The organism is Clostridium nigeriense, from assembly GCF_050585245.1.
Taxonomy (GTDB): domain Bacteria; phylum Bacillota; class Clostridia; order Clostridiales; family Clostridiaceae; genus Clostridium; species Clostridium nigeriense_A.
Genome location: NZ_JBNOOF010000002.1, coordinates 86,726 through 99,621, shown reverse-complemented (window position 1 = coordinate 99,621; position 12,896 = coordinate 86,726). Strand labels below are relative to the sequence as shown.

The window sequence follows — 12,896 nt, the reverse complement described above, 5'->3', positions numbered from 1 at the left end:
AATCACCTACTCTTTATTAAAATCTAAAAATACTTTATCTATATAATCTTTAATTTCATCTTTACTTAATCCTCTGTTATAACATTGAGCCATATAATAATATAAATTTTCATTCAAATCTTCTTTAAATCTATTCATGGATTGATCTAAATTTAACGATACTATTGCACCTTTTCTCCTATCAATTTTTATATACCCTTCCTCTTTTAGCATTGTGTAAGCCTTATTAACAGTATGCATATTTACCCCTATATCTTCTGCTAAAACCCTAACTGAAGGCAACTCCTCATCTCCTTCAATTTCTCCTCTGGCTATTCCTTCAATGACTTGATTTTTTATTTGAACATATATTGGAACTTCTGAATCGAAGTCTATTCTCAAAATCACTAAACCACCTCTTTTGTCTATAAAAAATTTAAAGTAATATTTTATTTGAAATGAACTCTTATTTTTCCATTGTTCGAAATCTCCTTAAATTATAGCCTATTAAATAATTTTACAGATACAGTATTTAAGATTACGGTTATAGCTCCTAATATTACTATTTCATAAATTACTATACATGATAAAAATAAATTTATATTTTGTATTTTCCCGTAAATGTAAATAACTACTGGAACTGCTACTATAACTGCAGAAATTAACATTTGAATCAGTACACTTGCCCCTTGCTTTACTACAGCTGTTTCTGAAACCCAATTTAACTTAGGGAAGAACAAGTTTACTATTATTCCTATAATCGGTACTATAATAGAAAAAATTATTGATATTATTAAAAGCCAAAGAACTTGATTTACTTCTAATTTTAATGATATTGAAAAAATAATATCTGAAATTAATACAGCTGGTACAATCAAAACTAAATTTAACATTATTTTAGCTTTAAATATTTCTATTGGTCTTATTGGACTTGATTTTAATATCCATAAATTTTTACCTTCTAATGATATAGATGAATTAGTTGTGCAAGATAAAACTAAAACTCCACATACAACGACTATAGTAAATATAGGAATAATCTCTTTCATCATTTCTACTTCAAACATACTTAGAAGTACATCTTCTCCCATGAATATAGTAGCTATTGACATTCCCAATAATATTATAGGACCAATAATTGTATTTACTACATATATAGGAGATGAAAAATATCTTTTTATTTCTTTTTTAAATAAGGCCATTAATTGAGAAGAACTTTTCATTTCTTTTACTTTATAATTAGCCTTTTTATAACTCTCTTGAAGTTTAGAACTTATACTTTTAAAACTTTTACTAAATACAAGTACAAATAATGAAAATACTAAAGCTGATAATAATACAAAAATTAAAATATCCATGAAATTAGAATTAACTAATCCTCTTATAGCAAAAGCTGCTGGTGGATAAATCTTAGAAATCCCATCAGAAATTGATGAACTATTTAATAATATTGACTGTATTAAATCCCCTGATTTAAATGATGCTATGCATATTAATAGTACTATCCCTAAAGTTCCTAATATAATAACAACATTTTTATGCTTCATCTTAGATGATATAAAACTTATTCCAAAGGCTATTATTGAAGATATAACTATTGGAATAAGTGGTAATGCTAAAAATGCTAATATTAAGCTTAAGAAGAATATCGGTGATGTACTGCTATATTTAAAATAAATAATTGCTGGACATATTAATGTAAATAATAAAAAGAAATAATTTATTGCTAATAGATGTATCATCTTTACAATTAAAATATTACTTTTCTTAATTGGTAGACTCATTAACAAATCATAATCTTTGAATGAAAATAATGTACCCTGAGCTTTATAAATAGATGTAAATAAAATCATTGCCGTACTTAATATAAACCCCATAACTAAAAGCAATTCTAACATTCCAATTTGCTCTAATCCCTTTGCCAAAAGCTCAGAATATATAATTGACATAGCAAAAAATGCTATTATAGATATTACAATAGTAACTGCTATAAATATAGCTTTATTTCTTTCTGTTTTTGATTTTTCCTTTGTAAGCTTATTAATACCACTAGAATTAATAAATGTTACTTTTAAAATATTTACTAAATTACTCATTATCTATCAACTCCATAAATATATCTTCTAATGAACTATTTCCCTTAACAGCTTCCATCCTACCTTGTGAAACTATAACACCATCCTTTATTATTGCTACCTTATCAGAAAGCTTTTCTGCTACTTCTAATACATGAGTCGAAAAGAAAATTGAAACTCCCTCTCTACATAAAGCCTTCATTTCTTCTTTTAATAAATGTGAAGCTTTTGGATCTAATCCAACAAAAGGTTCATCCAATATTAAAAGTTTTGGTTTATGAAGTAATGCAGAAATAAGAACCAATTTTTGCTTCATTCCATGTGAATATGAAGAAATTAAATCTCCTAAAAAGTTTGTTATTTCAAATTTATCAGCATAATACTGTATGGAATTTTCTCTATCACTCTTTGATACATTAAATATATCAGATATAAAATTTAAATATTGAATTCCAGTTAAACTTTCATAAATATCAGGATTATCCGGGATATAAGCCATGTTCTTTTTACAGCTTATTGGATCTTTTTTAATAGATATTCCATCTATTAAAATATCTCCTTCTTCAAATTCAAGTATTCCAACTATTGATTTTATAGTAGTTGTTTTTCCTGCTCCGTTATGACCTATAAAGGCAAATATTTCTCCATTATTAACTGTAAGAGAAATATTATTAACAGCCTTTTTCCCATTTTTATATGCTTTTGAAAAATTAATTATTTCTAACATTTTAACACCCCTTATTACATCTGTTATACTTATACTATAACAGATATAATAAAAGAGCAATATTTTTTTAAATTTTCTACTTTACACATTGTTCATATATGATAAAATTATATCAGTCGGTATTCTATGAAACCGAACTTTGCAAAAATTTATTTTTTGCCGAATTATATCCTTAAAAAGGAATAAGAACGGAGGAGTTTTATCATGTTAAACACTAGCGGGGTGGGAAAATCCCATGAAAATGTTAGAAAGATGGTAGTAATATCAATGCTATCAGGTATTTGTTTATTCTTAGGATTAACAGGACTTGGTTTTATACCTCTACCACTTTTCAAACTAACTATTTTACATTTACCAGTAATTATTGGAGCTATAATCGAGGGCCCAGTAGTAGGTGGTTCTATAGGCCTAATATTTGGCTTATTCTCAATTTATCAAAATATTACAGCTCCAACACCAATGTCCCCATTTTTCTATAATCCATTAGTATCTGTTTTACCACGAGTATTAATCGGGGTTATCTCTTATTATGTATATAAAATAATAAGATCAAAGGTAAAAAACATAAAAGTATCCATTAGTATTGCTGCAATTTGTGGTTCATTAGTTAATACTATCGGTGTACTTGGCACTATTTACTTAGTTTATTTTAAAGATTACGCTACAGTGCTTATGGAAAGAGGGACTATTTCAACAAATTCAATGGGTGCAGTTACTACAGCTCTATTAACCGTAATTGGTACAAATGGACTTGCAGAAGCTATTTTATCTGCTTTAGTTGTTACACCTATAGTAATTGCTATATTTAAAATGCAAAAGAAAAATATATAAACCATATTTTATTATATAAATTATAAAAATAAATTAATTTTTAAAACTCCTTCGGGAGTTTTTTTCTTTTATTTTTTCATTGTTAATTTTTAATTCTTCATTACAAATAGTTTGTACCACTTTTATCCTTTGTGGGAATATAATTCTCCTAATGTATTTATTTTTATAGTTTAATAAGTTTTCTTTTACATAATATAATAGTACAAAGTAACAAAAAACTTTGTATTAATTTTTAAGGAGGCGCTTATTATGGCAAGCAATAAAACATTAGTACCAGAAGCAAAGAATGGATTATCTAAATTCAAAAATGAAGTAGCTAGTGAAATGGGAGTTCCTTTCACAGACTATAATGGAGACCTTTCTTCAAAACAATGCGGTAGTGTTGGTGGAGAAATGGTTAAAAGAATGGTTCAACAATACGAATCAAAAATAAAATAAAAAAGGTGTTAAAATATTATATCCGGGTTTCATTGCAAATGCCAAGTCACCCTTTAGAATATTTTAACACTCTAAAACTAAAGTAAGGAAATTATAAAACCTTATTTACACAATAACATTTTTATAAATTCCTACTAATAATAAAAAAGCTATGTCTAGGTTATACCTATACATAGCTTTTCCTTTTAAAAATAAGATAAATTCTTACTTAGCTTAAAGATTTTCAATAGCAGCTTTTACTGCTTCTACATCTTCATCAGTTCCTTGTCCATCAATTTTACGAAGGCAAGTAATTCCATATTCTTTTTCAATTTTATCAGCTGCAAAACAATATGTTTCAGCATGTCTTTCCTTACTACCATTGACAACAACACCGCGAACTAAATTTTTGTGTTTATCTAAAAACTCTCTTGTAACTTGTGTAATTTGACCTAATCCTTCATTACGTGTAACAAGAATACATTCTTCGTTTAATGCCTCACTAACGTTTTGTGTTGGCATTCCTAACTTCTCAGCAAATGCTTTTCCACTACCAAATCTACTATCATATACTACTAACATATTTTTCTCTCCCCTTTATGTATTAATTAATTAAATTTATTATATCACATAAAAAGCAAACTGTAAGTATTTTTTAATAAATATTATTAACAAATAATATTTATTAAAAAATATAAAATTAATTAAATAAAAAAGTACTTCTATATAATTTTGCTTATTCCGTCGCAAGCTCCAAGTCATCGTAAAATTAATAGAAGCACTTCAAAGCTGAAGGAAGGAAATTACAAAAAAGTTATTCACAGGGTAACATCTTTATAATTTCCTAAATAGTAAAAAAATCCGTACAAAAAGATACTAATTTGTATCTATCTTGTACGGATAATATTTGGAGCGAAAGACGGGACTCGAACCCGCAACATTCACCTTGGCAAGGTGACGCTCTACCATTGAGCCACTTCCGCAAGAGTGTGGTGGCTTACCCGGGAATCGAACCCGGTACACCTTGATTAAAAGTCAAGTGCTCTACCGATTGAGCTAGTAAACCATAATGGTGCGTGTTAAGAGATTCGAACTCCTGGCCCACGCCTTAGAAGGGCGTTGCTCTATCCAGCTGAGCTAAACACGCATTTTTCCCACGAGCAATATAATAACTCATTTTGTCGCAACTTGTCAACATCTTTATTAAATTTATTAAAAAAATTAAAATTTATAGGTAAAATATAGATACAATAAAATTTAAAATTAGTTGTAATAGTTTTGTAACTACAATTTTTAGACTTCTAAACTATAATAGAACTGCAACAAAGTAATGGAGGTAAAAGTTATGAAAAAAAGATTTATTTCATTAGCTTTAACGTTAGTTATTGGAAGTATGATGGTAGGCTGTATGGAAAATAAAAACAATTCATTAAATGATACTAATATTTCAAGTCAAAATCAAGTTGAAAAAATTCCAGTAACACTTTCTAATATAGCAAATAAAAATATGGAAGATGAAGTAAAGACTTTACTTATTAACAATGGAATAAGTGATGAAAATATAACCACATATATAAAATATATTAATGATTTTAATGAAAGAGTTGAAGATAAGAGTTTATTGAAGGTAGATTTTGTAACTGTTGATTCAATAAATGGATTATATAATTCAATTATTTTAACTCCCAAAACAATAGATGGGGGAATGACTATAAGCGAAATAAACTGCAGGTTAGCAGCTTTTGCATTATTTAAAGATTTTGTAACAACAAAAGGTAAATTAGACGCAGATAATTATTTAATGTTTGATATTGAGGCTATTGATAGTAATCCTATAGTGGATTTTAGTGAAGAGGATAAAGAAAAGTTTATAAATTTATTTAATCCTGTAGATATAGGCAATGTAAAAGATCAGAAAAAAATAATAGAGTTAATTAAAGAAGAGTTAAATAAAAGAGAAGTTAATATAGAGAATAATGGCAAAGTTTCATTAATAAATATCTATATAAATGATGAATTTGAAAATAAGATGTTTGTAGGTCATTCAGTAGTAATGATAGAAAATGAAGATGAATTTATTGTTCTTGAAAAATATTCAGCCATAGATCCATTTCAAATATCTAAATTTTCTAGCAAAGAAGATGTAAAAAAATATCTTTTATCAAGAAATGATATTTATGGAAGTGACATAAAACCTATATTGTTTATTAATAACGAGGAACTCTAAAATTATTAATAATAATATAATGGAAATATTTTTCTCTTATACTCCATTATAAAGAAATAGGGCTATTATACTAATTAGTGTAATAGCCCCTTAATTTCCAATTCTATTCAGATTTAATTACTAATTGATCATCCTCTTCATCTACCATAACATTTGAGCCATAACCAATATCGCCTTTAATAATTTTTCTTGCTAAAGTATTTTCTATACTATTTTGAATATATCTCTTTAATGGTCTTGCTCCATATACTGGATCATATCCTTCTCTAGCCATAATTGTCTTTGCTTTATCAGTTACTTTAAGAGTTATATTCTTATCTTTTAATCTTCCTGAAACTTCTTTTAAGAAGATATCAATAATCTTCTTAATTCCATTTTCTGATAGAGGCTTAAACATAATTATATCATCTACTCTATTTAAGAATTCAGGTTTAAATCTTAGTTTCATTTCATTCATAACTTGACTTCTAATTTCATCATCTATAGTTTCTTCACTCTTGTTATCTAAAAGATAGCTACTTCCAATATTTGAAGTCATTATTATAATAGTATTTTTAAAATCTACAGTTTTTCCTTTATTATCTGTTAACCTACCATCATCTAATATTTGTAAGAATATATTAAATACATCTTCATGAGCTTTTTCTATTTCATCAAATAAAATTACGCTGTATGGATTTCTTCTTACAGCCTCTGTAAGTTGACCACCTTCATCATAACCTACATATCCTGGAGGCGCTCCAACTAACCTAGATACTGAATGTTTCTCCATATATTCAGACATATCTATTCTTATAATATTTTCTTCTGAATCAAATAAGTTTCTAGCTAAAGTCTTAGCAAGTTCTGTTTTACCTACACCTGTTGGCCCTAGGAATATAAATGAACCTATAGGTTTATTAGCATCCTTTAGTCCTGCTCTTGCTCTAAGAATTGCATTTGAAACAGCAGTTATAGCTTCTTCTTGGCCAATAACTCTCTTTTCCATTTCACTTTCTAATCTTAAAAGTTTTTCTCTTTCACCTTCTAATAGATTACTTACAGGAATACCAGTCCATTTGGAAAGTATTTTTGATACTTCCTCTTCAGTTACTTCTTCCTTTAAAAGTGCTCCCTCATAATTTTCTTTAACATCTATTTCTTTTTGTTTAATTTCTTCTTCTAATGCTGGAATTACACTATATTGAATTTCAGCTGCCTTATTATAATTATAGCTTCTTTGAGCAGTTTCTAAGTCTCCTCTAGCATCATCTAATTTAGATTTTAAGTTTCTTAAAGTAACTATTGCATCTTTTTCTTTTTCAAACTTTGCAGTCATTTCATCATTTTTAGCCTTAAGTTCTGCAATATCCTTTTCTAATACAACAAGCTTCTTCTTAGATCCTTCATCTTTTTCCTTAGTTAAAGCTTCCTTTTCAATTTCTAATTGGAATAACCTTCTTCTTATGTTATCAAGCTCAGTTGGAAGAGAATCTATTTCTGTTCTAATCATAGCACCAGCTTCATCAATTAAATCTATTGCCTTATCTGGTAAAAATCTATCTTGAATATATCTATGAGATAATTTTGCTGCTGCAATTAATGCTGAATCATGAATTCTTACTCCATGATGTATCTCAAATCTTTCTTTTAATCCTCTAAGAATTGATATAGCATCTTCTACAGTTGGCTCTTCTACTATAACAGGTTGGAATCTTCTTTCTAATGCCTTATCCTTCTCTATATACTGTCTATATTCGTCAAAGGTTGTAGCACCAATACAATGTAACTCACCTCTTGCAAGTAATGGCTTAATTAAATTACCTGCATCCATAGCTCCATCAGTTTTTCCTGCTCCAACTATAGTATGAATTTCATCTATAAATAAAATTATTCTTCCTTCACTGCTTTGTACCTCTTTTAGAACAGCCTTTAATCTTTCTTCGAATTCACCTCTATATTTAGCTCCTGCAATTAAAGAACCCATATCTAAAGAAAATATAACCTTATTTTTTAATCCTTCTGGCACATCTCCTCTAATTATTCTTTCAGCTAAGCCTTCTACAATAGCAGTCTTACCTACTCCAGGTTCACCAATTAATACTGGGTTATTTTTAGTCCTTCTTGACAATATTCTAATAGCTCTTCTTATTTCTTCATCTCTACCAATTACAGGATCTAGTTTATGTTTCTTAGCAAGGTCAGTTAAATTAGTACCATATTTGCCTAAAGCATCATAAGTACCTTCTGGATCTTGAGTTTCTACTCTTTGATTTCCTCTAACTTCCTTTAAAACTTCCATAAAAGTTTTTTTATTAATATTATACTTATCTAATATTCTCTTAACTTCTCCATTTTTATCTACATCAATTATTGCAAGCATTAAATGCTCAACACTAATATAAGAATCTTCGAATTTTTTAGCTAAATCTTCAGCCTTAACTAATACCTCTTCTATTTGTCTAGTAGCATACACCCCAGAAGAGTTTGCACCTTCACCTAGAACCTTTGGCATATTTCCTAAAACTCTATTTAAATCATCATCAATTGATTTAACATTAACACCCATTTTAGTCAATATATTAGGTATTAAACCATCCTCTTGTTCTACTAGTGCTGTAAATAAGTGTATTAACTCTACTTGTTGCTGATTAAATTTAACTGCTAACATACTAGCATTATTTAATGCTTCTTGAACTCTTAATGTCATTTTATCAATATTCATGTGCTTCACTCCTTTATACACTACTTAATATATTTATTTTAATCTATATTTAAATAATAATACAAAAGTCAAAGAAAGTCAAAGTATATTTTGATTTTTTTTATAATTTTCTATTTCATAATAAATAGGATATAATTAGAGTAAATGAAATAATTAAAAAGAGGTGATTTTTATAAGAAGAGAATATGTAAGCTATCCCTCTGATTCTCCTATAAAGATATCTTATGCCAATATAAAAGAATATCCCATACACTGGCATAACTCTATTGAGATACTTTATGTTTTAAGAGGAAGTATAAATGTTAATGTAGATACTGATTCATTCGAAGTATTAGAAAAAGAAATGGAAATTATAAATGTTGATGAAGCTCATAGAATTTATAGTAATGAAGACAATAAAGTTTTGATTTTTCACATAGACCCTTATTTCTTTGAAAAATACTATAAGGATATTAATAATATCTTCTTCTATACTAATTCAACAGATGATGGTGCTCAAGAAGGTGAAGAATATGATATGCTTAGAAATTTTCTAGCTAAACTTTTATGCGAAGCTGTTCAAAAACTTGATGATTATGATAAAGAAATTGAATCTATTTTAGTAGATTTACTATATCATCTTATAAATAATTTTCACTACTTAACTTATGAAAAAGAAGAGTTAAAAGATAAATCTGAGCAGTTAGCTAGGTATCATAGAATTTCTAAATATATTTTTAATAATTATGATAGTAATATTACTTTACAAGAGATTGCAAAAAAAGAATTTTTAAGTCCTCACTATTTATCTCATGAAATTAAGTATGCTACAGGATATAGCTTTACAGACTTAGTTAATTTAACTAGAGTTGAAGAATCTGTTAAACTTTTATTAGATAGCGATTTAAGTATTTCCGATATATCAGATGAAGTTGGGTTTTCACATGTAAGATATTTAAATAAAAATTTTAAAAATTACTATGGTTGCACCCCACTTCAATATAGAAAGAAAAATAAATTAACTGAAAAAGAATATGAAGCTAGTAAAAAAATAGAAACTTTAAATCTTCAAGATGCCTTAGAATATTTATCTTCTGAACTAGATGATTATGAAAGGTTTAATTATGAAAATAAACTTTGGAAGATTCATATAGATATGGATGAAACCCTTGGAGAGTTTAACAATGATTATAGTGAAATTATAAATCTAGATGACGCCTTCGACTTATTGCTAGAAGATAATAAAGACATATTAGAAGAAATACAAGAAGAGCTTCACTTTAAATATGTACGACTTGAAAATATGTTTAATAATGATATGGGGGTATTTCCAAAAGCCGATTTCTATAACTGGAACAAAGCTAAAAGCGTAATTGAATTTTTAGATTACATAGATTTAAAACCACTTATATTAATCGATAATCCCAATTTTACATTTGAAAAATATAAGCAAGTTTTAATAAGTTTTTTTGAGTACTTCTCTGAAATAGATTATATTAATATAACAAAATTTAAATTTCAATTTACTCCTGTTATAGATAAAGAAATAAAGAGTTCTTTATTAAACTTCTTAATAGAAGAATACAACCTAGATGTTATTGAAGAAGACTTTATCTGTGATAAAAGTTTAAATAAAATTTATGATACAGCTTTTATGCTACCTTTTATAATTCACAATACTATTTTTAATAAAAATTCATTAAATTTCTTAAGAGCCTTTGATGTGTTAGAAAAAGAAATAAGTTTAACTAATGAAGTTTTTATTGGAGCACCTGGATTAGTTAATGATATGGGAATTAGAAAACCTTCCTACTACGCTTATTATTTGCTAAGTAAGCTAGGTGATGAGATAGTTAAAATAGATAATGGGCTTATAGTTACTAAAAAAGAAGATGAATATTGTATACTACTTTATTCTTATAATGATGAATTAGAAGAAATGCAAAAATTTGAAGATATCTTTACGAAACGTGGTAAGAGAAAAATATCTAAGAAAAAAATATCATTAAACATAGAAAATATAAAAAAATCATCTAGAATAATCACTTATGAAATTAGCGAAAGAATTGGGTCTTCTTATAACTATTGGCTATCTATGGGGTCACCAGATAGGTTAAATAAAGAAGAAAAAGAAATCTTACATAAGGCTTCTTTCCCTAAGATAGAATTTAAATACTCAAAGAAAAATACTATTTTGAATATAATTACTGAACTTAAAGGCTATCATGCAAAGCTAATTTTGATTAAAAATACTAAGTAAATATGTTATATTAGTTGCTCCGTCGCAAGCTCCAAGTCGCCCTAACACAACATATTTACTTCTAAAAGCTAAAGGAATGAAATTATAAAAAGTACAAAGGAACCAAATTTTATGGTTCCTTTGTACTTTTCCAATTTATTAAGAATTTTGTTAATAACTTAAATGTACTTAAAAATGCACATTTAAGTCAATGCATTATTAATCAATTTTAAATATAATTTAAGTATAAATATGAACGGAAAAAAGTTTAGAAAGGATTGATTGTTAATGAGAGGACTATTTTTTGTGCCTAGCGTATTCTCTAAATATTCATTATTAAGTATATTATCATCATTTTTCCATCCTATTAGAAAATAGCAATTTTATTTTTATAAATTCATAAAAAATAAAAAGAAATTAAGTTTTTGCTTAATTTCTTTTTTTATATTCTATTTTTCCAATTTCATAGCTAAAGTAAAATATTTTAAAGAATCTTTGACTTCTCCTAGCTTATAATACATTTCACCCATGTCTAAATAACGTTCACGTCTTTTCTCTCTATTAGCAAATTTAAATAAAGAATCTAGTGATAGGTTCATATACATCTCAGCTTGAACATACATCCCTTTCTTTTGAAGTATCATTCCTTTTAAATAGTATGACTCTTCAATCAGAACTATATCTTTTGAGTTTATTGCAGAATTTAAAGCTCTATCAGTAATTTCATAAGCAATATCATATTCTTTATTTTCATATAAAGTTCTTATACATGAATTCAAGAATCTAACATACTTTGCTTCATCTTCTGTAGGGAATATCTCTATTCCCTCTTTAATTTCTTCAATAGCCTTTTCTCTATTTCCTACATAAAAGTAGCTTTTACTATTTTTCCCTTTTGATATAGCTAACATAGTAGGATTTGACTTCTTATGTTGATATGCTAAGTTTAAATACTTTTCCGCATCTTCTTTCTTAAGCTTAATACATACTGTTGCAAAGCAATGGTATATATCACCCTTTTCTAAAGAATCACTAATGTGATCAATATATTTCAAAGCCTCTTTTAATGTCTTATAAGTTTCTTCTAGTAAACCCATCTTTTCATAAGATTTTCCTTCTCTATAGCAAATATATGCATAGTTAGATTTACTAAAGCCTTTTTCACTTTTTAATAAATTTCTAGCCCTATCGTAATAATTTATTGCTTCATTAAGGTCCTTAATACTGTAGAAGAATGTAGCCATATCTATATAATAAGTTATTGTATTATCAAAAGTATTATTTTTTTGGTATAAATCATAATATTGAGATATTATTAATTGTATATTTTCTACCTTATTTTTCTTTACATAATAACTAAAAAGTTTATGTATAAGTTCAAAAGCTAAGTTGTTATAGGAATATTCTAAGGCGTAATTTAAATTATGATTTATAACCTTATCCATTTCTTCATCTGGAACTAGGTCTTTATTTATTAATTCAAGGTTAGTAATAATTTGTTCTTTTACATCCCTAACTAAATACTCATAATCAAGGTCAAGTTTATCAGCAATATATTCTAAAATGTCTTTATCGGCCTTAATTTTTCCATTTTCAATACAGCTCATTTTGGAAATTGAGACTTTATTTCCACATAATTCTTTTAAAGTTATCCCTTGATATACTCTTGCCCTTTTAATTTTTTCACCAGTTGATAATATTTCCATTTAATACCCCCG

10 protein-coding genes and 3 tRNA genes are annotated in these 12,896 nt (G+C 27.1%); 4 read left to right on the top strand and 9 right to left on the bottom strand.

What is annotated here, in order from left to right; genetic code table 11:
• Positions 1–6: 6 nt before the first annotated feature.
• The 3 genes from ACQPUY_RS03855 to ACQPUY_RS03845 form a co-directional block, all read right to left on the bottom strand.
• On the bottom strand, positions 7–387 hold the full coding sequence (locus ACQPUY_RS03855) for a GntR family transcriptional regulator (RefSeq protein WP_430839607.1): 381 nt from the start codon (positions 385–387) through the stop codon (positions 7–9).
• Between the two features lie 89 nt (positions 388–476).
• Positions 477–2,075 (bottom strand): putative ABC transporter permease subunit, encoded by a 1,599-nt coding sequence (locus tag ACQPUY_RS03850; protein WP_430839606.1) that lies wholly within the window; start codon positions 2,073–2,075, stop codon positions 477–479.
• Positions 2,068–2,781, bottom strand: a complete 714-nt coding sequence (locus ACQPUY_RS03845; protein WP_430839605.1) for an ABC transporter ATP-binding protein — start codon at positions 2,779–2,781, stop codon at positions 2,068–2,070. The genes ACQPUY_RS03850 and ACQPUY_RS03845 overlap by 8 nt, the downstream gene beginning before the upstream one ends.
• A gap of 204 nt (positions 2,782–2,985) precedes the next feature.
• Between ACQPUY_RS03845 and ACQPUY_RS03840 the strand changes: the two genes are divergently transcribed.
• Both ACQPUY_RS03840 and ACQPUY_RS03835 read left to right on the top strand, forming a co-directional pair.
• The gene (locus tag ACQPUY_RS03840; protein ID WP_430839604.1) at positions 2,986–3,612 is read left to right on the top strand and encodes an ECF transporter S component; all 627 of its coding nucleotides are present in this window, start codon (positions 2,986–2,988) and stop codon (positions 3,610–3,612) included.
• Positions 3,613–3,861: 249 nt separating this feature from the next.
• On the top strand, positions 3,862–4,050 hold the full coding sequence (locus ACQPUY_RS03835; protein ID WP_430839603.1) for a small, acid-soluble spore protein, alpha/beta type: 189 nt from the start codon (positions 3,862–3,864) through the stop codon (positions 4,048–4,050).
• A gap of 213 nt (positions 4,051–4,263) precedes the next feature.
• On the opposite strand, the gene ACQPUY_RS03830 is transcribed toward ACQPUY_RS03835, so the two are convergent.
• From ACQPUY_RS03830 to ACQPUY_RS03815, 4 genes are all read right to left on the bottom strand, one after another.
• Entirely contained in the window at positions 4,264–4,611 is a 348-nt protein-coding gene (locus tag ACQPUY_RS03830; protein ID WP_430839602.1) for a class Ib ribonucleoside-diphosphate reductase assembly flavoprotein NrdI, read from the bottom strand.
• Positions 4,612–4,937: 326 nt separating this feature from the next.
• Positions 4,938–5,012, bottom strand: a tRNA-Gly gene (locus ACQPUY_RS03825).
• A gap of 7 nt (positions 5,013–5,019) precedes the next feature.
• Positions 5,020–5,095 (bottom strand) — tRNA-Lys (locus tag ACQPUY_RS03820).
• A gap of 4 nt (positions 5,096–5,099) precedes the next feature.
• Positions 5,100–5,176 (bottom strand) — tRNA-Arg (locus tag ACQPUY_RS03815).
• A 198-nt stretch (positions 5,177–5,374) separates the two neighbouring features.
• Between ACQPUY_RS03815 and ACQPUY_RS03810 the strand changes: the two genes are divergently transcribed.
• A complete protein-coding gene (locus tag ACQPUY_RS03810; RefSeq protein ID WP_430839601.1) occupies positions 5,375–6,256 on the top strand; it encodes a DUF4300 family protein in 882 nt (293 codons plus the stop codon).
• A gap of 103 nt (positions 6,257–6,359) precedes the next feature.
• On the opposite strand, the gene clpB is transcribed toward ACQPUY_RS03810, so the two are convergent.
• Complete coding sequence (gene clpB / locus ACQPUY_RS03805) at positions 6,360–8,960, bottom strand: ATP-dependent chaperone ClpB (protein WP_430839600.1); 2,601 nt, start codon at positions 8,958–8,960, stop codon at positions 6,360–6,362.
• A gap of 172 nt (positions 8,961–9,132) precedes the next feature.
• Between clpB and ACQPUY_RS03800 the strand changes: the two genes are divergently transcribed.
• Positions 9,133–11,199, top strand: a complete 2,067-nt coding sequence (locus tag ACQPUY_RS03800; protein WP_430840249.1) for a helix-turn-helix domain-containing protein — start codon at positions 9,133–9,135, stop codon at positions 11,197–11,199.
• A 428-nt stretch (positions 11,200–11,627) separates the two neighbouring features.
• On the opposite strand, the gene ACQPUY_RS03795 is transcribed toward ACQPUY_RS03800, so the two are convergent.
• A complete protein-coding gene (locus tag ACQPUY_RS03795; RefSeq protein WP_430839599.1) occupies positions 11,628–12,884 on the bottom strand; it encodes a helix-turn-helix domain-containing protein in 1,257 nt (418 codons plus the stop codon).
• Between the last annotated feature and the right edge of the window lie 12 nt (positions 12,885–12,896).